This window comes from Variovorax sp. N23 (assembly GCF_025486315.1).
Lineage (GTDB): Bacteria > Pseudomonadota > Gammaproteobacteria > Burkholderiales > Burkholderiaceae_C > Variovorax.
Window position 1 is genome coordinate 142269 of the sequence record NZ_JAOOPY010000012.1, and the last position, 25398, is coordinate 167666.

Here is a 25398-nt window from a genome sequence, read left to right on the forward strand (position 1 = left end):
ATGCCGGCACCATCGGCCGCTGCGGATGCCTGCGCATCCCGTCAAAGGAAGACCCGATGGATTTCAGCCTCACGCCTACCCAGACCGAACTGCAGGCGCGCACCCGCCGCTTCATCGCCGACGAGGTGATCCCGATGGAGCGCGATCCGCGCCAGGGTTCGCACGGGCCGAGCGAGGCGCTGCGCGACGACCTGGTGGCGCGTGCCCGCGCGCACGGCCTGCTCACGCCCCACGCCTCGAAGGAACACGGCGGCCTCGGCCTGTCGCATGTCGACAAGGCCATCGTCTTCGAGGAGGCCGGCTATTCGCCACTCGGCCCGGTCGCGCTCAACATCCACGCGCCCGACGAAGGCAACATCCACCTGATGGAGGAGGCCGCCACGCCCTCGCAGAAGAAGCGCTGGCTGCAGCCGCTGATCGACGGCCACATCCGCTCCTGCTTCTGCATGACCGAGCCGCCGCCCGGCGCCGGCTCCGACCCGTCGATGATGCAGACGCTGGCGGTGCAGGACGGCGACCACTACGTCATCACCGGCCGCAAGTGGTTCATCACCGGCGCCACCGGCGCGGGCTTCGCGATCATCATGGCGCGCATGGAAGACGGCCGGGCCACCATGTTCCTGGCCGACATGGACCAGTCGGCCATCGTGGTGGAGCGGCAGATCGACGCCATGGACAGTTGCTTCACCGGTGGCCACGGTGTGGTGCGCTTCGACGGCCTGCGCGTGCCGGCCGACGACGTGCTCGGTGCCGTCGGCGAAGGCTTCCGCTATGCGCAGGTGCGGCTTGCGCCCGCGCGTCTCACGCATTGCATGCGCTGGCTCGGCCAGGCGCGCCGCGCGCACGACGTGGCCAGCGCCTACGCCCGTCAGCGCCAGGCCTTCGGCCAGCCGCTGGTCGAGCACGAAGGCGTGGGCTTCATGCTGGCCGACAACGAGATGGACCTGCACACCGCGCGGCTGGCCATCTGGCATTGCGCCTGGGTGCTCGACCAGGGCGGCAAGGGCCGGCACGAATCGAGCATGACGAAGGTGATGTGTTCCGAGGCCGAATGGCGCGTGGTCGATCGCTCGGTGCAGATCCTCGGCGCCAGCGGCGTGTCCGACGAGAGCATCGTCGCGCGCATCTTCAAGGACATGCGCGCCTTCCGCGTCTACGACGGCCCGTCGGAAGTGCACCGCTGGAGCATGGCGAAACGGATCGCGCGCGGCTAGGCGATCCGTCGGCACGGTGACAATGCTCTCCATGAAAAAAACAGAGACACCCGCCGAATTCGACCCGGCCCGCCTGCGCGACTTTCTGCGCCGGGCCATCCCCGGCCTCGACGGCGAGATGCGTCTCGCGCGCATCGGCGGCGGCCAGTCCAACCCCACCTTCTTCGTCGACTTCGACAACCGCGCGCTGGTGCTGCGCAAGCAGCCGCCGGGCGAACTGCTGCCGTCCGCCCATGCGGTGGACCGCGAGTTCCGCATCCTGCGCGCGCTGGCGGGCACCGACGTGCCGGTGCCCGACGCAGTGCTGTACTGCGACGATCGCAGCGTCGTCGGCACCCCTTTCTACGTGATGGACAAGCTCGACGGCCGGGTGATGTCGACGTATGCGCTGCCGCAGATCGCGCCCGCCGAGCGGCGCGCCTACTACCTCGCGATGGCCGAGACGCTGGCGAAGCTGCACCGGGTCGACCTGGCCGCCGCCGGCCTCGGCGACTACGGCAAGCCGGGCAACTTCTTCCAGCGCCAGATCACGCGCTGGATCCGCCAGTGGGAAGCCTCGCGCACCCGCGAGGACGCGAACATCGACCGCCTCGTCGCCTGGCTGCCCGCGAACATTCCGCCGGGCGACCAGACCACCATCGCGCATGGCGACTTCCGCTTCGGCAACCTGATGTTCCATCCGACCGAGCCACGCGTGATCGCGGTGCTCGACTGGGAGCTGTCCACGCTGGGTCATCCGCTGGCCGACGTGGCCTACAGCTGCATGGCCTGGCACACCGGGGCCGACGAGTTCGAGGGCATGCGCGGCCTCGACCTGGCGGCCGAAGGCATCCCGACGCAGGCCGAGTACGTCGCGCACTACCAGCGCAGCGGTGGCTGCGCCGAGCCGGTGACGAACTTCCACCTGGCCTTCTCGCTGTTCCGCTTCGCCGTCATCCTCGAAGGCATCGCGGCGCGTGCGAAGCGCGGCAGCGCGGCCGCCGAAGATGCGGTGCAGGTCGGCGCGCAGGCGGCCGGCTTCGCGCGCCGCGCGGTCGCGCTGATCGACTAGGGTCTGGGCCTGCGGCGTGCCAGCCCCAGGATGTCGGCCCCGAAGGAATAGACCAGTGCCGCCAGCCCGGCCCCGGCGATCACGCTGGCCCACCCCCGCGTGACGATGGGTCCGAGGCAGACGATGAGCGTGACGATCTGCACCACGCACACCGTCTTGCGCCGCGCGTTCGGCGGCAGGGGCGCCGCGAGCCAGGGCCACGCGCTGGCCGCGAGCACGAAGGCATAGCGCATCGCGCCGGCCGCCAGGATCCAGGCACCGGTCTTGTCGAGGGCCAGCACCAGCACGCTCAGCACGGCGATCAGCAGCGCATCGGTCTCCATGTCGAAGCGTGCGCCGAAGTCACTGGCCTGACTGCGTCGGCGGGCGATGGGGCCGTCGGCGGCGTCGAGCAGCGCGGTGACAGTGGCCAGCGCGACGGCGCACCAGGCCAGCATCGGCGTCTGCAGCGCCGGCTCGCCGACACCCGCGGCCAACAGGGCGACGAACGCGAGGCGCAAGAGCGTGATGCCGTTGGCGGCGCCGAAGCGCCACTGCGGCGCGTGCGCCGGCAGGGCGTGCCACACGAAGGCCGACGCGGCACCGAACACGGCGATCGCCTTCGGCACGAACCAGGCGCCCAGCCCGGCCCATGCCGTGATGCCGGCCGCGATGGCGACGAGCCCGAGGCCGGTGCATGCCAGCGCGAACGCCGCATCGCGCTGAAGCGGGTCGTATGCGCCGGTGCGGCGCGGTCGCGGTGGGGCTGCGTGGGTGCGCATCGTCTTCACTAAGATCGGTCATCGCCGAATCGGCCAGCGTCCGGGCGCCGCCCTCGCGGCCACGAAAAGAGCATGCCAGCAATTCATCCTCCTGTGGTGTCCGATGATTTCCGCGCCTGCTGGACCGAGGCGCCCGGCCGCGCCGCGGTTCGCAGCGGCACGCTCGCGCCGGCCGCCGAGGGCGACGTGCGGGTGCGCACCCTGCACAGCGCCGTGAGTCGCGGCACCGAGCTGCTGGTGTTCAACGGCGAGGTGCCCGAGAGCGAACACGCGCGCATGCGTGCGCCGTTTCAGGAGGGCGATTTTCCCGCACCGGTGAAGTACGGCTATGCCAGCGTCGGCGTCGTCGAAGCGGGGCCGCCCGCCTTGCAGGGCTGTGCCGTCTTCTGCCTCTACCCGCACCAGACGCGCTACGTCGTGCCGCAGAGCGCCGTGCATCCCTTGCCCGACGGGCTGCCGCCTGCGCGGGCCGTGCTCGCGGCCAACATGGAGACGGCGGTCAACGCGCTGTGGGACGCCGCGCCGCGTGTCGGCGACCGCGTCGCGGTGGTCGGCGGCGGCGTGGTGGGCCTGCTGGTCGCGTGGCTGGCGTCGCGCATGCCGGGCGTGCGGGTCGAGCTCGTCGATGTCCGTGCCGAGCGGGCAGCGGTCGCGGCGCACCTGGGCCTGGCCTTCTCCACACCCGACGCTGCAACGCCCGAGGCCGACCTCGTCGTGCATGCCAGCGGCCAGCCTGACGGGCTGGTGACCGCGCTGGGTCTCGCGGGATTCGAGGCCACCGTCCTGGAGCTGAGCTGGTACGGCCGCCGCGCCGTGGCGCTGCCGCTGGGCGAGGCCTTCCATGCCCGGCGCCTGACGCTGCGCAGTTCGCAGGTCGGGCACGTGGCGACCGCGCAGCGCAGCCGCTGGACGCACGCGCGGCGCATGGCGCTCGCGCTGTCGCTGCTGCGCGACCCGGCGCTCGACGCCCTGGTCACCGACGTCGCGCCCTTCGACGATCTGCCGCAGGTGCTCGCGCGCCTGGCCGCCGGTGCGCCCGACACGCTGTGCCAGCGCATCGACTATTCCTGAACCCTCCTTCTCCGAAAGACTGCCGCCATGTACAGCGTCAACGTCCGCGACCACTTCATGATCGCCCACAGCTTCCATGGCGACGCCTTCGGGCCGGCCCAGCGGCTGCACGGTGCTACCTACGTGGTCGACGCCGAATTCCGCCGCCGTGCGCTCGATGCCGACGGCATGGTGGTCGACATCGCCCTGGCCACCGAGGTGCTGCGCCGGGTGCTGGGCGAACTGAACCTGCACAACCTCGACGACGACCCGGCCTTCGCGGGCCAGAACACCACGACCGAGTTCCTGGCGCGCGTGGTCTTCGAGCGCATTGCCGCCGCGATGGCGGCCGGCGAACTCGGTGCGCATGCCGGTGGGCTCGAATCGCTGCGCGTGCGGCTCAACGAATCGCACGTCGCCTGGGCTGCCTACGAAGGCCCGTTGTCGGCGACGGACCCCGCACCCTGACCGGCGCTGCACCCGCATGCCGCGCGACTGCATCTTCCTCGTGCCCGGCGACTGGGACAGCCGCACCGGCGGCTACCTGTACGACCGCCGCATCGTCGACGGCCTGCGGGCCGCGGGGTGGCGCGTCACGCGGTGCTCGCCGGGCGATCGCTTCCCGCTGCCCGACGCTGCCACGCACGAACAGGCGCAGCGCGTGATCGACGCATTGCCCGACGGTGCGCTGGTGGTGGCCGATGGGCTCGGCTTCTCGGCCTTGCCCGACCTGGTCGAGCAGCATGCGCAGCGCTTGCGGTGGGTGGCGCTGGTGCACCACCCGCTGGCCTTCGAGTCGGGGCTGTCGTCGGCCGAGCAGTCACGGCTCTTCGACAGCGAGCGGCGTGCCCTGGCCTGCGCGCGCCAGGTGGTCGTGACCAGCCCAGCGACCGCGCAGGCGCTCGCCGCCTTCGACGTGCCGGCCGAGCGCATCACGGTGGTTGAGCCCGGGACCGATCGCGCGCCCCAGGCGACCGGCGGTGGTGCGGGCGCCGGTGCCCTGTCGCTGCTGTGCGTGGCGACCGTCACGGCGCGCAAGGGCCACACGGTGCTCCTCGAGGCGCTGGCCGGCCTGCAGGACCGGGCGTGGCAGTTGCACTGCGCCGGCAGCCTGGCGCGCGACGACGCGACGGTCGCTGCGGTGCGCGCTGGCGTCGCGCGCCACGGCCTGGCCGAGCGCGTCACCTGGCACGGCGAAGTCGATTCGCGGGCGCTCGAGGCGCTCTACGCGCAGGCCGACCTGTTCGTGCTGCCGTCCTTTCACGAGGGCTACGGCATGGCGCTGGCGGAGGCGCTGGCGCGCGGCCTGCCGATCGTCAGCTGCACGGCCGGTGCCATTCCCGACACCGTGCCGGCCACCGCCGGCGTGCTGGTCCCGCCCGGCGATGCGCAGGCGCTGCGCGGTGCCCTGCAGCGCCTGATGGACGACGCGGCGGAGCGCGCCGCGCTGGCGGCCGGTGCGCATGCAGCGGCGCAGCGCCTGCCGAACTGGGACGACGCCGGCGCGCGCTTCGCGGCCGTGCTCGATGCGGTGGCGCCATGAGCGGCTTCAGCGCCGATTGGCTGGCGCGGCGCGAGCCCTTCGACCACGCGGCGCGCGCATCGGCCGCCGCCGCGTTCGACTGGAAGGCCCTCGCCACGCAGCTGCGTGGCGAAGGCACCGGCGATGCCGCCATCACCGTGCTCGACCTGGGTTGCGGCACCGGCGCCAGTCTGCGCGAGGTCGCGCCGCGTCTTGGCGGCACGCAGCGCTGGCGGCTCGTCGACCACGATGCGGCCCTGCTGGCTGCGGTGCCCGGGACGTTGACGCGCTGGGCGCATGCGCAAGGCTGGCAGGTTCGGCCGCAGGGAGAGGCAGCGGTGCTGCGCATCGACGGCGGCGGTCTTCGCCTTGACGTCGAATGGCTCCATGCGGATATCTCCGCGGGCTTCGGCGCCTTGCCTGTCGATGGCACGCAGCTCGTCACCTGCTCCGCCTTGCTCGATCTCGTGTCGCAGCCCTGGCTCGAGGCGCTGGTGGCGCGCTGCGCGGGCGGCGGCGCCGCCGTGTGCTGGGCGCTCAGTGTCGACGGCCGTCTCGCGTGGGCCGATGCGGATGCCGACGACGCGCTGGTGCACGAGGCCTTCCGCGCGCACCAGCGCCGCGACAAGGGCTTCGGCACGGCGCTCGGGGACGCTGCGGTGGAGGCGGCCACGCAAGTCCTCACGGCCGCGGGCTATTGCCTCCACGCAGCCGAGAGCGACTGGGTCGTCGATGGCAGGTGCGGCGCGGCCGATCGCGCGATGCTGCAGGCCCTGATCGAGGGCTTCGTGAGTGCCGCGATCGAGCAATGCCCGATGCACACGACGCGCTGCGACGCCTGGTGCGCGCGTCGTCTCGCCACGCTGGGCGCGACGCGCCTGCGCGTGGGCCATGTCGACCTGATCGGTTGGCTTTCGCCGAACGCAGGGCGCGGCGAGGGCTGAGCCTCAGGGCCGCCGCACCGCGAGCGCCTGCCGCGACCAGTACGGCCCGTTCAGCCTGTCGAGCCGCACGTCGCCGCCGCTCGACGGCGCATGCACGAACTGTCCGTTGCCCACGTAGATGCCCGCATGCGTGGGGCGGCCGCCGCCGAAGAGCACCAGGTCGCCGGTCTGCAGGTCGCTGGCGCCCACGGGCTGGCCGAAGTCGGCGAGCTGCGCCACGGTGCGCGGCGGGGCCACGCCGGCGCTGCTGCGGTAGACGTAGTTGATGAGGCCGCTGCAGTCGAAGCCGCCGTCGATCGTGTTGCCGCCGTAGCGGTAGGGCGTGCCGACCAGGCCGAGCGCATGGATGGCGATGTCCTGTGCCTGCGTCGGCGTGAGGGCGCTGTAGACGACGGGTGTGCGGCCCTTCGGTGCGGGGGCGCTCGCACAGCCCGCCAGGACGAGGCCGGCGCTGACGAGGGCGGCACGCAGAAGGGCGTCGGTCAGGGCGTGCTTGACGATCATGCTCGGATGGTAAGCGCGAGCCCGCGCATTCGTCGGCTCACTTGCGCGGGAACTGCACGCGCGCCGCGCGCGTGATGGCCGCCACGCAGGGATGCGTGATGCGCCGCTCCGCCGAGATGCCGAAGAACTCCTCGACGAGTTCCGAGGCACGCCCCATCACTTCCACGCCGTACTGCGCGCAGGTCTCGTCCTCGAGCGCGGTGGGTGACATGAACACGCCGCGGCCCTCGCCGCCGAAGGCCTTGAGCAACGCGGCATCGTCGAATTCGCCGATCAACCGGGGGCGCAGGGCATGCTCGGCCAGCCAGAGGTCGAGCCGCTGCCGCATGGCGGAGCCCGAGCCCTGGATGAGCATCGGCGCGCCGTCGAGGCACTGCGGGAAGGGCTGTGTCAGTGTGCGGCGCAGGGCCGGTGCGGCGAAGAAGCTCATGGCGGTGGTGCCCAGCGTGTGGTTGAAGGCCTTCACGCTGGTCTGCTTGCCCATGGGCTCGTTGGCGATCACCAGATCGAGCCGCTGCACCGACAGTTGCCCGAGCAGGTCGCGGAAATGGCCTTCGTGGCAGATGAGCCGCACGGGCTCCGAGACGGAGAGCGCCGGTTCCAGCAGACGGTACGCCATCGCCTTGGGCACGGCGTCCGCGATGCCGACGCGGAAGTGCAGGGTGCGCCCGCCGCCGCGCTTGTTGCCGACAGCGGCTTCGAGCTCCGCGCCCAGCGTGAAGATCTGTTCGGCATAGCTCAGCGCGGTGCGGCCTTCGGCTGTCAGTTCGACGCCGCGCCCGTGCTTCTGGAACAGGTGGCAACCCATCGACTCTTCCAGCAGCTTGATCTGCGTCGACAGCGTCTGTGGCGTGATGTGCAACTGTTCGCCGGCGCGCACGATGCCGCCCGCCTTGGCAGCCGCCCAGAAGTAGTAGAGGTGCTTGAAATTCATGGTTTCGACCCAATGCTAAGCTTTAAGCGAAGTAATGATGCCGAAAATTCTACTTTTATCGAAACCTTGATAGGCCTACAGTCCACTTCGACGCTTTCCCTTTTCCATCAAGGACATCACATGAACGAGACCCTCTCCAGCTACGGCGCCCAGGGCGCCCTGGCCACCCCGGCGCAGCGCAACCAGGTGCTGCGCAACACCTACTGGCTGCTCGCGCTGTCCATGGTGCCCACGGTGCTGGGCGCCTGGGTCGGCGTCGCCACCGGCATCACCCGCGCCATGTCGCCGGGCATCGGCATGATCGTCTTCCTGGTCGGCGCCTTCGGCTTCATGTTCGCGATCGAGAAGACGAAGAACTCGGCCGCCGGCGTGCCGGTGCTGCTGGCCTTCACCTTCTTCATGGGCCTGATGCTCTCGCGTCTGGTCGGCACGGTGCTCGGGTTGACCAACGGCGCCGGGCTGGTGATGACGGCCTTCGCCGGCACCGGTGCGGTGTTCCTCGGCATGGCCACGCTGTCGTCGGTGATCAAGCGCGACCTCTCGTCCATGGGCAAGTGGCTCTTCATCGGCGTCATCCTGCTGCTGGTCGCGGGCATCGCGAACTTCTTCATCCAGTCGAGCGCGCTGATGATCACGCTGTCGGTGCTCGCCATCGGCATCTTCTCGGCCTTCATCCTGCATGACCTCAAGCGGGTGAAGGATGGCTATGAAACCAACTACATCAGTGCCACGCTGGGCGTGTACCTGAGCCTCTACAACGTCTTCCAGTCGCTGCTGATGCTGCTGGGCATCGGCGGCAGCCGCGACGAGTGACCTGCGTTTTCCGTTCATCGACCCTGCGCCAGAAAGGACCAACACCATGCGCCTGAGTACCAAGGGCCGCCTCGCGGTCGTTGCCATGATCGACGTCGCCCTGCATCGCAAGACGGGGCCGATCTCCCTGGCGGTCTTGAGCCGTCGTCAGCGCATCTCGCTGTCGTACCTCGAGCAGATGTTCGCCGACCTGCGGCGCCATGGCCTGGTCGCGTCGACCCGCGGTCCGGGCGGCGGCTACGGCCTGGGCCGCGACGCGGCTTCGATCACCGTGGCCGACATCCTGTTCGCGGTCGATGGCCCGGCCGACGAGGCCGGCGCCAAGAGCCGCCCGAAGGCGGCGGACGACGCCCAGCGTTGCGCCACGCCCGAACTGTGGGATTCGCTCAGCCGCAAGGTCGTCGAGTTCCTCGATTCGGTGAACCTGCAGAAGCTGGTCGAGGACCAGATCGCGCTCGGCGTGCAGCTGCATTCGCAGGAAGAGCCCGCGGCCAAGCGCCCCGAGCCGCTGCGTGCGGCCGTCAAGCCGTCGCGCCCCAACGCGCCCAATTCGGTGTTCGAACTGGCGCGATTCGGTATCGCTGGCTAAGCGCCTTCGTCTGGCGCCAGGGCGCCATGCCCGAGCAGGGCGCTGGCGGCCGCAGCTTCGCGCCGCACCGCCAGGGCGATGGGCCCGTCGACGGACGGGTCGAAACCGCCGCTGGCCCCCAGCGCGGTCAGCACGGCGCAGACACGGCCCGTGTGGTCGTAGACCGGCGCGGCCACCGCGCTGATGCCGCGCAGGTAGGTGTCCTGCACGGGGGCGCACCATGCGGCCAGGATGTCGCGCCGCAGCACGCCCAGCGGGTCCTTCCGGTCGAGTTGGCGGCGCAGTTCGGCGGGTGCCGCCATCAGTTCCTCTTCTGCCATCGCGCGCACGCGCGATTCGTCCAGGAAGCCCAGGAACGCCCGGCCCGTCGCCGACCACAGCATCGACAGTACCGACCCCACCCGCACGTTGACCGTCACCGGCAGGCCGGGCTCCTCGAAGCGCACGATGGTCGGGCCCTTGTTGCCCATCACCGCCACGAAGCAGGTCACCTCCAGCGCTTCGCGCAGGCGGATCAGCGCCGGCTCGGCCACGCGGATCGGGTCGGCCTGCCGCATGGCGGCCAGGCCGATCTGGATCGCCTCGGTGCCCAGGTGGTAATGCTGCGAGCCGCTGTCCTGCACGACCAGCGCCTCTTCCACCAGGCTCGCCAGGTAGCGGTGGACCTTGGCGGGGCTCTCGCCCACATGGGCCGACAGCGCCGTGAGGCTGGCACGGCCGCCGAGGCGCGCCAGGCCCTTGAGCACCGTCATGCCCATCTGGGCGGACTGAACGCGCTGGCGTCGTTCGCGCTCGCGTGCTGCTGGGAGGGGCGCGGGTTTCTTCGAGGTCGGCATGGGGCGGTGAAGCGGCATCAGGGTTGGCACGGAGTTGTGAATTACGCACTGCGTACTACGATTACGCAAGAGTTCTTCCCCCGACACCGCTACCCACCCATCGAAAGACACGATGAAGAAATACCTCACCTGCGCCCTGCTCGCCCTGCCACTGTGGGCCGCGACGAATGCCACCGCCCAATCCGCTGCCTACCCCGCCAAGCCGATCCGCTGGATCGTGCCGTACGCGGCCGGCGGCGGTTCCGACTTCCTCGCGCGCACCATCGGCCAGACGCTGTCGACGCAGGTCGGCCAGCCGGTGCTGGTGGACAACAAGCCGGGCGGCAACACGGCGCTGGCCGCGGCCGAGACGGCGCGCGCGCCGGCCGATGGCTACACGGTGCTGTCGGCCGACAACGGCACGATGGTGTTCAACCCCGCGCTCTACAAGTCGCTCAGCTACAGCCCGACGAAGGACCTGGCGCCGGTCACGTTGATGGGCCGCTTCCCGATGATCCTGGTGGTGGGCGCCAACAGCGGCATCGCCAGCGCGCAGGATTTCATCGCGCAGGCGCGCGCCAAGCCCGGCAGCATGAACTACGCGTCGGCCGGCGCGGGCAGCCCGCACCACCTGGCGATGGAACTGCTCAAGGTCCAGTCGAAGGTGTTCATGGTCCACGTGCCGTACCGCGGTGCCGCACCTGCGCTGGCCGACGTGGCCGGCGGGCAGGTGCCGGCCATGATGGTCGACATGGCTGCGGGCGCCGGCTTCATCAAGGGCGGCAAGGTCAAGGCCCTCGCCGTGGCCAACGCAACGCGCCTGCCGCAGCTGCCCGACGTGCCGACCTTCGCCGAACTCGGCATCAAGAATGTCGAAGCGGCCGCGCTGGTCGGCATGGTCGTGCCGGCCGCGACGCCGCCGGACGTGATCAACGCGCTGAACAAGTCGGTGGTCGCCGCCATCAACGAGCCGGGCGTGCGCAAGCGCCTGATCGATTTCGGCGTCGAGCCCGTGGGCAACACGCCGGCCCAGTTCGCCGAGCTGCTGCGCAATGAGACGACCCGCTGGCACAAGCTGATCACCGACCTCAAGATCACCCTGGATTGACGGAGCAAGCGGCATGACGACGGCCACCGACCCTCGCGCCCCGGCGGCCACGGGCTGCCCCGTGGACCACCGCGCGCTGTCCGCGCAAACAGCGCCCAACGGTTGCCCCGTCAGCCATCGCGCCGCCGCCTTCGACCCCTTCGAGGACGGCTACCAGCAGGACCCGCCCGACTACGTGCGCTGGGCGCGCGAGCAGGAGCCGACCTTCTACGCCCCGAAGCTCGGCTACTGGGTCGTCACGCGCTACGAGAGCATCAAGGCGATCTTCCGCGACCACCACACCTTCAGCCCCTCGATCGCGCTGGAGAAGATCACGCCGACCGGTGACGAAGCGAATGCGGTGCTCGCGTCGTACGGCTTTGCACTCAACCGCACGCTGGTCAACGAAGACGAGCCGGCCCACATGCCGCGCCGCCGCGCGCTGATGGACCCGTTCACGCCCGAAGAACTCAAGCATCACGAGCCGATGGTGCGGGCGCTGGCGCGCGAGTATGTCGACCGCTTCATCGACGACGGCCGCGCCGATCTGGTCGACCAGATGCTGTGGGAAGTGCCGCTCACGGTCGCGCTGCATTTCCTCGGCGTGCCCGAAGAGGACATGGACACGCTGCGCCAGTATTCGATCGCGCACACCGTCAACACCTGGGGCCGGCCCAAGCCGGAAGAGCAGGTCGCGGTGGCCCATGCCGTCGGCAACTTCTGGCAGTTCGCCGGGAAGGTGCTCGACAAGATGCGGCAGAACCCCGAGGCGCCGGGCTGGATGCAGTACGGCATCCGCAAGCAGCGCGAGCAGCCCGAGGTCGTGACCGACTCGTACCTGCATTCGATGATGATGGCCGGCATCGTGGCCGCGCACGAGACCACCGCCAACGCCACGGCCAATGCGATGAAGCTGCTGCTGCAGCACCCGAACGTGTGGCGCGAGATCTGCGACGACCCGAGCCTGATCCCCAACGCGGTGGAAGAGTGCCTGCGCCACAACGGCTCGGTCGCGGCCTGGCGGCGACTGGCGACCAAGGACGTGCAGATCGACGGCATCGACATCCCGGCCGGCTCGAAGCTGCTGATCGTCACCTCGTCGGCCAACCACGACGACCGCCATTTCGCGGATGCCGACCTGTTCGACATCCGCCGCGACAACGCGAGCGACCACCTGACCTTCGGTTACGGCGCGCACCAGTGCATGGGCAAGAACCTGGCGCGCATGGAGATGCAGATCTTTCTGGAGGAGTTCACCCGCCGGCTGCCGCACCTGCGGCTGGCCGAGCAGCAGTTCAGCTATTTGCCGAACACCTCGTTCCGAGGGCCCGAGCATCTGTGGGTCGAGTGGGATCCGCAGCACAACCCCGAGCGCACGCGCCCCGGACTGCGCAACGTGGACGTGCCGATGCCCGTGCGCATCGGCGAACCTTCGCGCCATGCGATCACGCGGCCGGTGGTGGTGGAGCGCATCACGCCGGTGGCCGACGGCATCGTCCAATTGCGGCTGGTCGCGCCCGACGGCCACGCGTTGCCGCGCTGGACACCGGGCTCGCACATCGACATCGAATGCGGCTCACCCGAGCGCTCGCGCCAGTACTCGCTGTGCGGCGACCCGGCCGATGCGAGCGCCTTCGAGATCGCCGTGCTGCGCGAGCCCGACGGCCGCGGCGGCTCGGCATGGATCCACGCCGACGTGCGCGTCGGCGACCGGCTCAAGATCCGTGGTCCACGCAACCACTTCCGCCTCGACGAAGCGCGTCGCAAGGTGATCTTGATCGCGGGCGGCATCGGCATTACGCCGGTCAGCGCGATGGCGCGCCGCGCCCAGGCGCTGGGCATGGACTACGAACTGCACTACAGCGGCCGCCGGCGCTCGGCGATGCCTTTCCTCGATGCGTTGCGCGCGCTGCATGGCGATCGGCTGCACGTCTATATCGGCGAGGAGGGCGGCCGCAATGACCTCGCGGCGCTGCTCGCGACACCGGAAGCGGGCACGCAGGTCTATGCCTGCGGCCCGGTGCGCATGCTGGAGGCGCTCGAAGCCTGCTGTGCCCACTGGCCCGAGGACGCGCTGCGCGTCGAGCATTTCGAGTCCACCCTCGGTGCGCTCGACCCGTCGAAGGAGCACGCCTTCGAGGTCGAGCTGAAGGATTCCGGCATCGTCCTCACGGTGCCGGCCGACCAGACCCTGCTGACCGCCCTGCGTGCCGCCAACATCGACGTGCAGAGCGATTGCGAGGAGGGCCTGTGCGGCTCGTGCGAGGTGCGGGTGCTGGCCGGCGAGGTCGACCATCGCGACGTCGTGCTCACGCGCGCAGAGCGCGATGCGAACCAGAAGATGATGACCTGCTGCTCCCGCGCCTGCGGCCAGCGGATCGTGCTCGAACTGTGAGGCCTGCCAGCGGCGGTTGAACTTCGGGCCGTCGCAGCGGTCACAGCCGGCTTCGCGTTACGCTTGCGGCCCATGTTCCCGTTCCGACTTTCTTTCGCTCTCGGCGCTGCGGCGCTTGCCATGGCCGGCGCCGCCTCCGCCCAATCCTTGCCGCCAGGCGTGCAATTGGGCATGAGCCCCGCCGAACTGCAGGCCGCGCTGCCCGATGCGCAACGCGTGGCACGGCCGCAGCGCCTGGCCGGCGGGTTGGCCGGCATCTGGCGCGGCACGCGGACGGCCATCGCCGGCCTGAGCTTCCAGCCGACCTTCTACTTCGCCGGCGCCGAACTGCGCCGCGTCGAGTGGCTCGCCGCCGCCGACGCACTGCCCGACCATGGCGCGGGCGCCTTCGATGCGCTGCTGGGCTGGGGCCGCGGCCGCTTCGGCAGCGAACTGGCATCGAACGACCCCGGCAGCCGCTACGCCGCGTGGGTCGCCGGCGACACCGATGTCTATGCGCAGTTGGTGGATGGTGAACGCGGGGCCAGCGTGCGCCTGGTCTACAAGGTGCGCCAACTCAAGGATGCGAGCGAACTCTGAGGCGACGCGCAGGCGACGCGCCGACGGGATCAGTCTTCCTTCAGCATCCCGCGTTCTTCGATGAAGGCCACGACCTCGGCCAGGCCGGTGTTGGTCTTCAGGTTGGTCATGACGTAGGGGCGCTGCTTGCGCATGCGCTGCGTGTCGGCTTCCATCACGCCCAGGTCGGCGCCGACGTAGGGCGCGAGGTCGGTCTTGTTGATGACGAAGAGGTCGCTCTTGGTGATGCCGGGGCCGCCCTTGCGCGGGATCTTCTCGCCGGCCGCCACGTCGATCACGTAGATCGTCAGGTCGCTCAGCTCGGGGCTGAAAGTCGCGGCCAGGTTGTCGCCGCCGCTTTCGACGAACACGATGTCGGCGTCGGGATGTTCGACCAGCATGCGGTCGATGGCTTCGAGGTTGATCGAGCAGTCTTCGCGGATGGCGGTGTGCGGGCAACCGCCCGTTTCCACACCCATGATGCGCTCGGCCGGCAACGCACCCGAGACGGTCAGGAGGCGCTGGTCTTCCTTCGTGTAGATGTCGTTGGTGATGGCGATCAGGTCGTACTGGTCGCGCATCGCCTTGCAGAGCATCTCCAGCAGCGTGGTCTTGCCGGAGCCGACCGGCCCGCCGATGCCCACGCGCAGGGGCGGCAGCTTCTTGGTGCGGTTGGCGATGTGGTGCAGGGCGGAGGCCATGGTGCGTCTCGTTTGAAAAAGGTCAGCTTCTGAAAAGGCGGGAGTATTGCGTCTCGTGCCGCGCCGAATGGATGGCGAGCATCGGGGCGAAGGCCTGGCGGTCGTCATCGTTGAGCGCGATGGCGCGGTCGACGGCGGCCGGGATCTCGGCGGACAGGCGGCCCAGCATGCGCTGGCCGGCGCTCTGGCCGAGCGGCACGGACTTCACCGCGGCGCCGATCATGTTCTCGGCCCAGCCGAAGGCGAAGGCCAGGCAGCCGTCGCGCACGCTGGCCTGCGTGCGGCTGACCGCGAAGGCGAAGGCGACCGGGTAGGTGATGGTGATGGACAGCCCCTCGAACTGTGCGGCGACGTCGTCATGGTGCAGCTTCAGCCACTCGACGAAGGAGCGGCCCATCTGCTCGGTCTGCAGGAGGAATTCGGTCGATTCGCGCGTCTGCAGCACCCAGGCGTTGAGCGCCGCGATTCGCGCGGCGTCGGTGCTGCGCCAGGCGGCGATCGCTTGCGCCACCACCGGCAGGTCGCCGCGCGCAATCCCGAGGTGGAGCTGGTCGACGATCCAGTCGGAGGCGCGCGCCTCGCTGTCGATCCCGCCCCACTCGACGCCGGCTTCGAAGCCTTCGGAATAGGAGAAGCCGCCGATCGGCAGGGCCGGCGAGGCCAGCCAGATCAGCTGCAGGAGGCTGGCGGCGGACATCGCGCCTGCGGTGTCGGTCATCCGTGCGAGTGGTCGTGGGCGCGGTCGTGACCATGCCCATGATCGTGCGAGTGGTCGTGCCCATGATCACGCGTAATGCCGTAGGCATCCGGGTGCAGCACCGGCCCGACCGGTGCGGCGCCATGCGAATGGCCATGGCCGTGATCATGTCCATGCCCGCCGCCGTGCGCGCCATAGGCGCCGCCTTCGGGTTCGAAGGCTTCGTCGGCTTCACGGACGATCAGATGCATCGACCGCAGCATGGCGGCCAGCACGTGGTCAGGTTCGATCTTCAGGTGGTCGGGTTTCAGCTCGATCGGCACATGCCGGTTGCCCAGGTGGTAGGCCGCGCGGGTCAGGTCGAAGGGCGTGCCGTGCTGCGTGCAGTGCGTGATGACCAGCACCGGCTGCGGCGCCGCGATCACCTTGATGAGCGAACCGTCTTCCGCCACCAGCACGTCGCCGCCGCGCACGGCCGTGCCGCGCGGCAGGAACACGCCGATGCGGCGGCCTTGCGAATCGATGGTGTCGAAGCGGCTCTTCTGGCGCACGTCCCAGTCGAGTTCGACCGTGGCGGCGCGCTTGAGCAGCACGGCGGCGAGACCGCCGCCCTGGGGCATGAGTTTATTGGCGTTGAGCATGGAAGACTTCAGATGGCGGCGATGTTCACCGGTGGAGCGCCGCGGTGCAGAGAGGACGTATTGTCGAGCGCGATCAAAGCATACGCGTCATGAAGCGGCTGTGCGGATCGTCAATGTAGGTGCCGAAAGGCGCGCACGCCTCGAAGCCATGTTTTTCATACAGCGCATGCGCCGGCGCGAAGAAGGGCTGGCTGCCGGTCTCCAGGCTCAGCCGCGTGTGGCCCCGTGCCCGCGCCTCGGCGATCACGTGCGCCAGCATCCGGCCCGCGATGCCCTGGCCGCGCACCGAGGCCGCCGTGCGCATCGACTTGAGTTCGGCATGCCGGTCGCCAAGGCGCTTCAGGGCCGCCGTCGCCACCAGCGCCTCGCCGGTCGGCAGGTCGATCCATGCGGTCCAGAAGCGGATGTCCGGGTGGCGCAAACCGTTCAGATCCAGCGCATGCACGCTCTCGGGTGGCGAGACACGACGCATGTCCGCCAGGTGTTCCTCGAGAAATGCGGCGATGCGTGGGTCTTGCAGGTCGTCCAGACGAATGCGCAGGTCTGCCGCCATCGGGTCAGAACAGGAAATACCGCTGCGCCATCGGCAGCGAGGTCGCCGGCTCGCACACCAGCAGATGCCCGTCCGCGCGCACCGCGTAGGTCTGCGCGTCGATCTCCATCTTCGGCGTGTAGCCGTTGTGCACCATGTGCTGCTTGCGCACGCCGCGGATGTTCTTCACCGCGGCCAGCGTCTTGTGCAGTCCGTAGCGTTCGCCGATGCCCGCGTTCAGGCCGGCCTGCGAGACGAAGGTGAGCGAGCTGCGGTGCAGCGAGCCGCCGTACGAACCGAACATCGGCCGGTAGTGCACCGGCTGCGGCGTGGGGATGGAGGCGTTCGGGTCGCCCATGGCGGCCATCGCGATGCTGCCGCCCTTGATGATGGTGAAGGGCTTCACGCCGAAGAAGGCCGGCTTCCACACCACCAGGTCGGCCCACTTGCCGACCTCGATGCTGCCCACCTCGTGCGCGATGCCGTGAGAGAGGGCCGGGTTGATCGTGTACTTGGCCACGTAGCGCTTGGCGCGGAAGTTGTCGTTGCGCGCACTGTCTTCCGGCAGCGTGCCGCGCTGGCCCTTCATCTTGTGCGCCGTTTGCCAGGTGCGGATGATCACTTCGCCCACGCGGCCCATGGCCTGCGAGTCGGAACTGAACATGCTGATCGCGCCGAGGTCGTGCAGGATGTCTTCGGCCGCGATGGTTTCCTTGCGGATGCGCGACTCGGCGAAGGCCAGGTCTTCGGCGATGCCCGCATCGAGGTGGTGGCACACCATCAGCATGTCGACGTGCTCGTCGAGCGTGTTCACCGTGTAGGGCATCGTCGGGTTGGTCGACGAGGGCAGGAAGTTGTCCTCGCCCACCACGCGCAGGATGTCGGGCGCATGCCCGCCGCCCGCGCCCTCGGTGTGGAAGGCGCAGATGCCGCGGCCCTTCACGGCCGCGATGGTGTTCTCGACGAAGCCCGATTCGTTGAGCGTGTCGGAGTGGATCGCCACCTGCGTGTCGGTGGCGTCGGCCACGTCCAGGCAGTTGCTGATGGCCGCGGGCGTGGTGCCCCAGTCCTCGTGCAGCTTGAGGCCGATCACGCCGGCGTCGATCTGCTCGTGCAGCGCGGCCGGCAGGCTGGCATTGCCCTTGCCGAGAAAGCCCAGGTTCATCGGGAAGGCGTCGGCCGCCTGCAGCATGCGTTCGATGTGCCAGGGGCCGGGCGTGCAAGTCGTGGCGAAAGTGCCGGTGGCCGGACCGGTGCCGCCGCCGAGCATGGTCGTGATGCCGGACGCGAGCGCTTCCTCGATCTGCTGCGGCGCGATGAAGTGGATGTGGCTGTCGATGCCGCCGGCCGTGACGATGTTGCCTTCGCAGCTGATGACCTCGGTGCCCGGCCCGATGACGATGTCGACGCCCGGCTGCACGTCGGGGTTGCCGGCCTTGCCGATGGCGACGATGCGCCCGTCCTTCAGGCCGATGTCGGCCTTCACGATGCCCCAGTGGTCGAGGATCAGCGCGTTGGTCATCACCGTGTCGACAGCGCCTTCGCTGCGCATCCGCTGCGACTGCGCCATGCCGTCGCGAATCGTCTTGCCGCCGCCGAACTTGACTTCTTCACCGTAGCCGCCGGCGCGCAGTGTGTAGTCGGCCTCGACCTCGATCACGAGGTCGGTGTCGGCCAGGCGCACGCGGTCGCCCACGGTGGGGCCGAAGATTTCCGCGTAGGCGCGGCGTCCAATCGTTGCCATCAGAGTTTTCCTTGCACCAGGCCGCGAAAGCCGTAGACCACGCGGTCGCCGGCGAAGTCGCAGAGTTCGACCGTGCGCTGCTGTCCCGGCTCGAAGCGCACCGCCGTGCCCGATGCGATGTTCAGCCGCATGCCGCGCGCCGCTTCGCGGTCGAAGCCGAGCGCGCCGTTGGTCTCGGCGAAGTGGTAGTGCGAGCCGACCTGGATCGGCCGGTCGGCGGTGTTCTGCACGACCATCGTGAGCGTGCGGCGGCCGGGGTTGAGGGTGTGCTCGCCCTCGTCGGTGAAGAGTTCGCCGGGGATCATGGCGACGGCCTCAGGCCAGTGGCGTGAGCAGGGCCGCGCCGAACAGTGCGACGGCGGCACCGGCGACGCGAGGCAGCCAGGCGGTGCGCCGGCGCAGCGCCCAGCCGATCGCGATGCCGCCGGCGTGCAGCAGCGCGGTGGCGAGCACCATGCCGCCGATCGCCAGACCCGCCCCGTGGTCGCCCGACAGTTCGTAGCCGTGGGCCACGCCATGGAAGACGGCGAAGGCACCGACCACTGCTGCGGCGACCGGGCCGGGCAGGCGCAGCCGTGTGACGACCAGCAGACCGATCGCCAGCAGCGACGCGGCGATCATCGGTTCGACCACCGGCACCTGCACGCCCGCCAGGCCGACCAGCGCGCCGACCAGCAGCATCACCGCGAAGCCCAAGGGCGCCCACAGCACGTCGCGGGCGCCGCGCGCGATCAATGCGCTCCACAGGCCGACGGCGACCATCGCAGCGAAATGGTCCATGCCGGTGAACGGGTGCAGGAAGCCCTGCGCGAAGCCGATGTCGTGGTGCGCCGCGCCGTCCGCGCCGACGTGGGCCGAGGCCAGCAGCGGCAGGGCGCCGAGGGCCGCCGCGGCCAGGGAGGGCAGCAGGGCTGCGAAAGAGGAACGCGTCAGGCGCATGGGAGTCTCCGCTCGGGAAAAATGAAGAAGGGAATCAGACGATCGGCTGGTGCACCGTGACCAGCTTGGTGCCGTCGGGGAAGGTGGCCTCGACCTGGATGTCCGGGATCATCTCGGGCACGCCGTCCATCACGTCGGCGCGGGTCAGCACGCTGCGGCCGTCGCTCATCAGCGCGGCCACGCTCTTGCCGTCGCGGGCGCCTTCCATCACGGCGGCGGAAATCAACGCGACGGCTTCGGGGTAGTTGAGCTTCAGCCCACGGGCCTGGCGGCGTTCGGCCAGCAGCGCTGCCGTGAAGATCAGCAGCTTGTCTTTTTCGCGCGGTGTGAGTTCCATGGGCGGTCTGGGGGTGCAGGCGGGATGGCAAGGAGAGGCCCGATTATGGGCAGCCGTCCCGCCGATGCAACACTCGTGCCGTGGCACAGAACCTGCACCGAAACGGTGTGAACGACGCCGCCATGCCACCACCGACCGACGACGCCCCGCAGCGCATCGTCAAGGTCCGGCGCGACTACAACAGCTGGGTGGCGCGCGAGACGCTGGAAGACTACGCCCTGCGCTACACGCCGCAGCGCTTCCGCAAGATGTCGGAATGGCGGGTCGCCAACACGGCCTTCGGCGGTGCCGCGTCCTTTCTCATCCTCGAGGCGGTGGGCGCCACGCTGCTGGTGCAGTACGGCTTCATCAACGCCTTCTGGGCGGTGCTGGTCACCGGCCTGATCATCTTCCTGGCCGGCCTGCCCATCAGCAGCTACGCCGCGCGCTACGGCGTCGACATGGACCTGCTCACCCGTGGCGCGGGCTTCGGCTACATCGGCTCCACGCTCACCTCGCTGATCTACGCCTCCTTCACCTTCATCTTCTTCGCGCTCGAGGCGGCCGTGATGGCCTATGCGCTCGAACTGGCGCTGGGCATTCCGCCGGCCTGGGGCTACCTGGTCTGCGCGCTGGTCGTGATCCCGCTGGTGACGCACGGTGTGTCGGCCATCAGCCGGCTCCAGATGTGGACGCAGCCCATCTGGCTGCTGATGCTGGTCGTGCCCTTCGGCTATGTGCTGGTGCGCGACCCTGGTGCATTCGCCGGTCTGACGCACTACGACGGCGCTGCGGCGCGGTCGACCGGCTTCGATCTGCACCTGTTCGGTGCTGCGCTGACCGTCGGTATCGCGCTCGTCACGCAGTTGGGCGAGCAGGCCGACTACCTGCGCTTCATGCCCGCGCGCACCCCGGCCAACCGCAAGCGCTGGTGGGGCGGGGTGCTGATGGGCGGCCCGGGCTGGGTCGTGATGGGCGTGCTGAAGATGCTCGGCGGGATGATGCTGGCCTACCTCGCCATCACCCACATGGTGCCGCCGGAACGGGCGGTCGACCCGAACCAGATGTACCTGGCCGCCTTCGAGTACGTCTTCCCCGACTACGGCTGGGCGGTCGCGGCCACGGCGGTCTTCGTCGTCATCTCGCAGCTGAAGATCAACGTCACCAACGCCTACGCCGGCTCGCTGGCCTGGAGCAACTTCTTCTCGCGCGTCACGCACAGCCACCCGGGCCGCGTGGTGTGGGTCGTGTTCAACGCGCTCATCGCCTTCATGCTGATGGAGATGAACGTGTTCGAGGCGCTGGGCGACGTGCTCGGCCTCTACGCCAATATCGCTATCGCCTGGATGATGGCCGTGGTGGCCGACCTGGTCATCAACAAGCCGCTGGGCCTGTCGCCGCCGGGCATCGAGTTCAAGCGTGCGCACCTGTGGGACATCAACCCGGTCGGCGTCGGCGCGATGGCGCTGGCCTCGGTGCTGTCGATCACGGCGCACCTGGGCGTCTTCGGCGCGCTGCCGCAGGCTTTCTCCGCGCTCATCGCCATGGGCACCGCGCTGGTGGCCGCACCGATCATCGCCTGGGCCACGCGCGGCAAGTACTACCTGGCGCGCGGCCCGGTGCAGCGCACCGCCGACGCCGGCGTGAAGGGCATCCACTGGATCCAGTTCGAGCCCGATGCCGGCCCCTACCAGCGGCTGCGCGTGCAGCGCTGCGTGATCTGCGAGCGCGAGTACGAAGGCCCGGACATGGCGTACTGCCCCGCCTACCAGGGCGCGATCTGCTCGCTGTGCTGCACGCTCGACGCGCGCTGCGGCGACCTGTGCAAGCCGCACGCGAGCCTGTCGGTGCAGTGGTCGGGGGCGTTGCGCTGGCTGCTGCCGCGGCGCGTGTGGCCCTACCTCGACACGGGGCTCGGCCACTTCCTGCTGCTCACGCTCGTCATCGTTCCCTTGCTGGCCACGGTCTTCGGCGTGCTCTACCAGCAGGAGCTGCGCGCCCTGGGCGAAAGCGCGCTGGGCCTGATGCCCCCTGGCGATGCGGCCACGGCCGTGATGAAGGCGCAGCACGCCTCGCTCAAGTCGGGCTTCCTCAAGAGCTACATGGCGCTGCTGCTCATCGCCGGCATCGTGGCCTGGTGGCTGGTGCTGGCGCACCAGAGCCGCAAGGTGGCGCAGGAAGAATCCAACCGCCAGACGCGCCTGCTCATGCGCGAGATCGAGCTGCACAAGGAAACCGACCGCGCGCTGCAGGCCGCCAAGCACAGCGCCGACATCGCGCGCGAGCAGGCCGACCATGCCAACCAGGCCAAGAGCCGCTACATCAGCGCCATCAGCCACGAGCTGCGCACGCCGCTCAATTCCATCCTCGGCTACGCACAGCTGATGGGCGAAGACGCCACCGTGCCGCCGCACCGCCAGCAGGCCGTGGCCGTGATCAAGCGCGGCGGCGAGCACCTGCTGTCGCTGATCGAAGGCACGCTCGACATCGCCCACATCGAGGCCGGCAAGCTCACGCTGCATGCGCGGCCGATGCACTTCGCCGAGGCCATGCGCGAGCTGGCCGACATGTTCGAGCTGCAGGCGGCCGAGAAGGGGCTGGCCTTCCGCTTCGACGCGACGGGCAAGGTGCCCGAGGTGGTGCGCGCCGACGAGAAGCGGGTGCGGCAGATTCTCATCAACCTGCTGGGCAACGCCATCAAGTTCACCCGCGACGGCGAGGTCACGCTGCGGCTGCGCTACGCGCGCGAGTTCGCCACGCTCGAGGTCGAGGACACCGGCCCCGGCATGTCGGCCGACGAGATCGACCGCATCTTCGAGCCCTTCGCGCGCGGCGATGCCGCGGGCGTGAGCGCGCGTGCCGCCGCACCCGGTGCCGGCCTGGGCCTGACCATCGCCAAGATGCTGACCGACCTGATGGGCGGCGAGATGTCGGTGCAGAGCACGCCCGGCGAGGGCTCGGTGTTCCGCGTGCGGCTCTTCCTGCCACGCGTGCACGAGGCCGCGCCCGCGGGACGTGCAGCGCCAGCGGTGCCGACGGTCGCGGCACGCCCGCGTCGCGGCTACCAGGGGCCGCGCCTGCGCGTGTTGGTGGTCGACAACGAGGAGGCCGACCGCGACCTGCTGGTCGATGTGCTGGCACCGCTCGGCTTCGAGCTGCGCACGGCGGCCAGCGGCCACGATGCGCTGGACCTCGTCGCCGCCGGCTTCCGGCCCGACGCGATGTTCGTCGACCTCGCCATGCCCGGCATCGACGGCTGGGAAACCATTCGCCGCGCACGCAAGCTCGGGCTGGCACGCGACCGGCCGGCGCCGGGCCGCCCCAAGCTGGCCGAGGACCCCTCGGGGGGCAGCGAGGACACGCAGTGCCGAGCGTGGGGGCCAGTTGCTGTGGCCATCGTCTCGGCCAATGCCTTCGACAAGCGCCTGGAGAACGACGTGGGCATCGCGCCGGAGGATTTCTTCGTCAAGCCGGTGCGCCACAGCGAACTGCTCGACTGGCTGGAGCGCCAGCTGGCCATCCGCTGGACCGACACCGCCGCTGTGCCGGCCGAAGCACCGGCGGCGCCCGCCACGCTCGTGCGCCCGTCGCCCATGCATCTGCGCGCGCTGGAGGAAGCCGTCGGACTGGGTTACTTTCGCGGCATCATGAATCAGCTCGACGCCATCGACGCCGCCCAACCCGAATGCGCCGCCTGGACCGCCGCCCAGCGTACGCTGGCCCGCCAGTTCCGCTTCGAGGCGATGGATTGCGGCACGGCCGCCTCGCCGGAGGGCTCGGCATGAACGCTGCCATGCCGCGGCCGACCCGCGAATTCGCCCGCAACGCCGACCTGGTGCTGATCGTCGACGACGTGCCCGACAACCTGGCGGTGCTGCACGACGCGCTCGACGAATCCGGCTACACCGTGCTGGTCGCCACCAGCGGCGAGGCCGCGCTGGCCCGCGCCGCGCAGGCCCGGCCCGACATCGTGCTGCTCGACGCCATGATGCCGGGCATGGACGGCTTCGAGGTGGCGCGCCGCCTGAAGGCCGACGCCGCCACCGCGCACATCCCGATCGTCTTCATGACCGGCCTGACCGAGACCGAGCACCTGGTCGCCGCGCTGGAAGCCGGCGGTGTCGACTACGTCACCAAGCCGATCAAGCCGAAGGAAGTGCTCGCCCGCATGAACGTGCACCTGCAGGGCGCCCGCCGCGCGCGGCAGGAGGCGCAGCAGGCCGGCCAGGCGCGCAACGCGCTCGACGCCTTCGGCTACGCCAGCATCACCGTGCGCCTGCCCGAGGGCCGCATCATCTGGCAGACCGCGCTCGCGCGCGAGATGCTGCAGCGCTACTGCGACACGGTCGCGCCCGCCACCCCGCCGGCCGTGCTCGACTGGCTGCGGCGCCATCTGCCCGATGTGCAGCGCGCGCAGACCGAGCCGCCCGCGCTCTCGATCGTGCGGGGCGCGCGCACCCTCACGCTGCGGCTGCATCAGCAGACCGGCCACGACGATGCGGGGGACGACTGGCTGATCATCATGCGCGAGGTGTCCGACACCTCCGTCATCGAGGCCATGAGCCTGAGCCTGAAGCTCACCGCCCGCGAGGCCGAAGTGCTGTACTGGGTGGTCAAGGGCAAGACCAACCGCGACATCGGCGAAATCCTCGGCAGCAGCCCGGCCACCGTGAAGAAGCACCTCGAGCGCGTCTACGTGAAGCTCGGCGTCGAGACCCGCACCGCCGCCGCCGGCGTGGCGACCAAGCGCATCCGCGAATTGCAGCCGCAGTTCGAGATCTGAGCGCGTCGGGGCGCCGGGCTTTGTCGGCCCGCCAGGCGGCCTCCTTAAAATCGCTGCGACCACGACCGATAACCCTGCATGAAACTCCACGCCCCGGCCCCCCGATGGTCCGCCTTCGCCTGCGGGCTGCTCCTTGTTGCGGAGGCCGGCGCCAGCGGTCATTTCGACGTCGACGATGCCGGCACGCTCGATGTGGACCAGTGCCTCGTCGAGGCGTGGGCCGGGCGGGTGCGAAGCCCGGCGACCCAGGGCTTTCAGCATCTGGGCGGCGCGTGCGCCGTGGGCCGGGTGGAGGTCGGTCTCAACCTCGACCGCGCCGCGTCGCCGGACGCGGCCACCGTCGCCTCGGGCGGGCCGCAGGTCAAATGGACCTTCCTCGGCCGCGAGCCCGACGCGGCATGGAGCGCCGCGGCGACCCTGGCCGCCACTGTCGACCTGCGTCACGGCGGCCGGCCCGGCGGGCAGTTCGTCCTGCCGCTGAGCTGGCGTGTCAGCGAGCCGTTGTCCATCCATGTCAATGTCGGGACCGACTGGGCCACCCGCAGCGGCGTCGCCACCGCGCGGCGCGGTGCGGCGCTGGAGTGGGCCTGCACCGAAGGGCTGACGCTGATCGCCGAGCGCCACCGCGCTGTCGATCTGTGGACGTCGCGTCTGGGTGCGCGCATCACGATCGCGCCGCTGACGAGCATCGATGTGAGCGTCTCGCGCAGCGGACCGGTCGACGGCGGCCGGCAGCGTAGCGTGGTGATCGGATTCAACCGGGAGTTTTCCCGCGACTGAGCCGGCGCGTTCGGGCGCGGGCGCTGGT

At 70.0% G+C, this 25398-nt stretch carries 26 protein-coding genes; 14 read left to right on the plus strand and 12 right to left on the minus strand.

The window, feature by feature from the left end; all coding sequences use genetic code 11:
* Nucleotides 1–56 precede the first annotated feature (56 nt).
* Together N8A90_RS18195 and N8A90_RS18200 are read left to right on the plus strand one after the other, a co-directional pair.
* A complete protein-coding gene (locus tag N8A90_RS18195) occupies nucleotides 57–1214 on the plus strand; it encodes an acyl-CoA dehydrogenase family protein (RefSeq protein ID WP_262076412.1) in 1158 nt (385 codons plus the stop codon).
* A 31-nt stretch (nucleotides 1215–1245) separates the two neighbouring features.
* Complete coding sequence (locus tag N8A90_RS18200) at nucleotides 1246–2265, plus strand: phosphotransferase family protein (RefSeq protein ID WP_262076413.1); 1020 nt, start codon at nucleotides 1246–1248, stop codon at nucleotides 2263–2265.
* On the opposite strand, the gene N8A90_RS18205 is transcribed toward N8A90_RS18200, so the two are convergent.
* Nucleotides 2262–3026, minus strand: coding sequence for a CDP-alcohol phosphatidyltransferase family protein (locus tag N8A90_RS18205; RefSeq protein ID WP_262076414.1), 765 nt, complete (start codon nucleotides 3024–3026; stop codon nucleotides 2262–2264). The genes N8A90_RS18200 and N8A90_RS18205 overlap by 4 nt on opposite strands.
* Nucleotides 3027–3122: 96 nt before the next feature.
* Here N8A90_RS18205 and N8A90_RS18210 point away from each other — a divergent pair, with 96 nt between their 5' ends.
* Genes N8A90_RS18210 through N8A90_RS18225 form a run of 4 tightly spaced genes read left to right on the plus strand, consistent with a single transcriptional unit; the run spans nucleotide 3123 to nucleotide 6542 of the window.
* Nucleotides 3123–4097, plus strand: a complete 975-nt coding sequence (locus tag N8A90_RS18210; protein ID WP_262076415.1) for a zinc-dependent alcohol dehydrogenase — start codon at nucleotides 3123–3125, stop codon at nucleotides 4095–4097.
* A 27-nt stretch (nucleotides 4098–4124) separates the two neighbouring features.
* On the plus strand, nucleotides 4125–4544 hold the full coding sequence (locus N8A90_RS18215; RefSeq protein ID WP_262076416.1) for a 6-pyruvoyl trahydropterin synthase family protein: 420 nt from the start codon (nucleotides 4125–4127) through the stop codon (nucleotides 4542–4544).
* Between the two features lie 16 nt (nucleotides 4545–4560).
* A complete protein-coding gene (locus tag N8A90_RS18220) occupies nucleotides 4561–5619 on the plus strand; it encodes a glycosyltransferase family 4 protein (RefSeq protein WP_262076417.1) in 1059 nt (352 codons plus the stop codon).
* Nucleotides 5616–6542 (plus strand): class I SAM-dependent methyltransferase, encoded by a 927-nt coding sequence (locus N8A90_RS18225; RefSeq protein ID WP_262076418.1) that lies wholly within the window; start codon nucleotides 5616–5618, stop codon nucleotides 6540–6542. Before N8A90_RS18220 ends, N8A90_RS18225 begins: the two co-directional genes overlap by 4 nt.
* 3 nt (nucleotides 6543–6545) lie before the next feature.
* Here the strand turns inward: N8A90_RS18225 and N8A90_RS18230 are convergent, their stop codons facing one another.
* Together N8A90_RS18230 and nhaR are read right to left on the minus strand one after the other, a co-directional pair.
* Complete coding sequence (locus N8A90_RS18230) at nucleotides 6546–7046, minus strand: C40 family peptidase (RefSeq protein ID WP_262076419.1); 501 nt, start codon at nucleotides 7044–7046, stop codon at nucleotides 6546–6548.
* A gap of 37 nt (nucleotides 7047–7083) precedes the next feature.
* Complete coding sequence (gene nhaR / locus N8A90_RS18235) at nucleotides 7084–7980, minus strand: transcriptional activator NhaR (RefSeq protein WP_262076420.1); 897 nt, start codon at nucleotides 7978–7980, stop codon at nucleotides 7084–7086.
* Nucleotides 7981–8100: 120 nt separating this feature from the next.
* Between nhaR and N8A90_RS18240 the strand changes: the two genes are divergently transcribed.
* On the plus strand, nucleotides 8101–8793 hold the full coding sequence (locus N8A90_RS18240) for a Bax inhibitor-1/YccA family protein (protein WP_262076421.1): 693 nt from the start codon (nucleotides 8101–8103) through the stop codon (nucleotides 8791–8793).
* Between the two features lie 46 nt (nucleotides 8794–8839).
* The gene (locus N8A90_RS18245) at nucleotides 8840–9382 is read left to right on the plus strand and encodes an Rrf2 family transcriptional regulator (protein WP_262076423.1); all 543 of its coding nucleotides are present in this window, start codon (nucleotides 8840–8842) and stop codon (nucleotides 9380–9382) included.
* On the opposite strand, the gene N8A90_RS18250 is transcribed toward N8A90_RS18245, so the two are convergent.
* The gene (locus N8A90_RS18250; RefSeq protein ID WP_262076425.1) at nucleotides 9379–10218 is read right to left on the minus strand and encodes an IclR family transcriptional regulator; all 840 of its coding nucleotides are present in this window, start codon (nucleotides 10216–10218) and stop codon (nucleotides 9379–9381) included. The genes N8A90_RS18245 and N8A90_RS18250 overlap by 4 nt on opposite strands.
* 112 nt (nucleotides 10219–10330) lie before the next feature.
* Here N8A90_RS18250 and N8A90_RS18255 point away from each other — a divergent pair, with 112 nt between their 5' ends.
* The 3 genes from N8A90_RS18255 (at nucleotide 10331) to N8A90_RS18265 (ending at nucleotide 14258) form a co-directional block, all read left to right on the plus strand.
* Nucleotides 10331–11305, plus strand: a complete 975-nt coding sequence (locus N8A90_RS18255) for a Bug family tripartite tricarboxylate transporter substrate binding protein (protein WP_262076427.1) — start codon at nucleotides 10331–10333, stop codon at nucleotides 11303–11305.
* A 13-nt stretch (nucleotides 11306–11318) separates the two neighbouring features.
* Entirely contained in the window at nucleotides 11319–13679 is a 2361-nt protein-coding gene (locus N8A90_RS18260) for a cytochrome P450/oxidoreductase (RefSeq protein WP_262076428.1), read from the plus strand.
* 171 nt (nucleotides 13680–13850) lie between these two features.
* Nucleotides 13851–14258, plus strand: coding sequence for a hypothetical protein (locus tag N8A90_RS18265; RefSeq protein ID WP_262076429.1), 408 nt, complete (start codon nucleotides 13851–13853; stop codon nucleotides 14256–14258).
* Between the two features lie 29 nt (nucleotides 14259–14287).
* On the opposite strand, the gene ureG is transcribed toward N8A90_RS18265, so the two are convergent.
* From ureG to N8A90_RS18305, 8 genes are all read right to left on the minus strand, one after another.
* Entirely contained in the window at nucleotides 14288–14938 is a 651-nt protein-coding gene (gene ureG, locus N8A90_RS18270; RefSeq protein ID WP_262076430.1) for an urease accessory protein UreG, read from the minus strand.
* 22 nt (nucleotides 14939–14960) lie between these two features.
* The gene (locus N8A90_RS18275; RefSeq protein ID WP_262076431.1) at nucleotides 14961–15656 is read right to left on the minus strand and encodes an urease accessory protein UreF; all 696 of its coding nucleotides are present in this window, start codon (nucleotides 15654–15656) and stop codon (nucleotides 14961–14963) included.
* Complete coding sequence (gene ureE, locus N8A90_RS18280) at nucleotides 15653–16276, minus strand: urease accessory protein UreE (RefSeq protein ID WP_262076432.1); 624 nt, start codon at nucleotides 16274–16276, stop codon at nucleotides 15653–15655. The genes N8A90_RS18275 and ureE overlap by 4 nt, the downstream gene beginning before the upstream one ends.
* 73 nt (nucleotides 16277–16349) lie before the next feature.
* On the minus strand, nucleotides 16350–16829 hold the full coding sequence (locus N8A90_RS18285; protein ID WP_262076433.1) for a GNAT family N-acetyltransferase: 480 nt from the start codon (nucleotides 16827–16829) through the stop codon (nucleotides 16350–16352).
* Between the two features lie 4 nt (nucleotides 16830–16833).
* Entirely contained in the window at nucleotides 16834–18552 is a 1719-nt protein-coding gene (gene ureC, locus N8A90_RS18290) for an urease subunit alpha (protein WP_262076434.1), read from the minus strand.
* On the minus strand, nucleotides 18552–18857 hold the full coding sequence (locus tag N8A90_RS18295; protein WP_262076435.1) for an urease subunit beta: 306 nt from the start codon (nucleotides 18855–18857) through the stop codon (nucleotides 18552–18554). The genes ureC and N8A90_RS18295 overlap by 1 nt, the downstream gene beginning before the upstream one ends.
* 10 nt (nucleotides 18858–18867) lie before the next feature.
* A complete protein-coding gene (locus N8A90_RS18300; RefSeq protein WP_262076436.1) occupies nucleotides 18868–19491 on the minus strand; it encodes a HupE/UreJ family protein in 624 nt (207 codons plus the stop codon).
* Nucleotides 19492–19525: 34 nt separating this feature from the next.
* The gene (locus N8A90_RS18305; RefSeq protein WP_262076437.1) at nucleotides 19526–19828 is read right to left on the minus strand and encodes an urease subunit gamma; all 303 of its coding nucleotides are present in this window, start codon (nucleotides 19826–19828) and stop codon (nucleotides 19526–19528) included.
* 122 nt (nucleotides 19829–19950) lie between these two features.
* Between N8A90_RS18305 and N8A90_RS18310 the strand changes: the two genes are divergently transcribed.
* From N8A90_RS18310 to N8A90_RS18320, 3 genes are all read left to right on the plus strand, one after another.
* Entirely contained in the window at nucleotides 19951–23592 is a 3642-nt protein-coding gene (locus N8A90_RS18310) for an ATP-binding protein (RefSeq protein WP_262076438.1), read from the plus strand.
* On the plus strand, nucleotides 23589–24590 hold the full coding sequence (locus N8A90_RS18315) for a response regulator transcription factor (protein ID WP_262076439.1): 1002 nt from the start codon (nucleotides 23589–23591) through the stop codon (nucleotides 24588–24590). The genes N8A90_RS18310 and N8A90_RS18315 overlap by 4 nt, the downstream gene beginning before the upstream one ends.
* A 78-nt stretch (nucleotides 24591–24668) precedes the next feature.
* Nucleotides 24669–25370 (plus strand): hypothetical protein, encoded by a 702-nt coding sequence (locus N8A90_RS18320; protein ID WP_262076440.1) that lies wholly within the window; start codon nucleotides 24669–24671, stop codon nucleotides 25368–25370.
* Nucleotides 25371–25398: the final 28 nt, after the last annotated feature.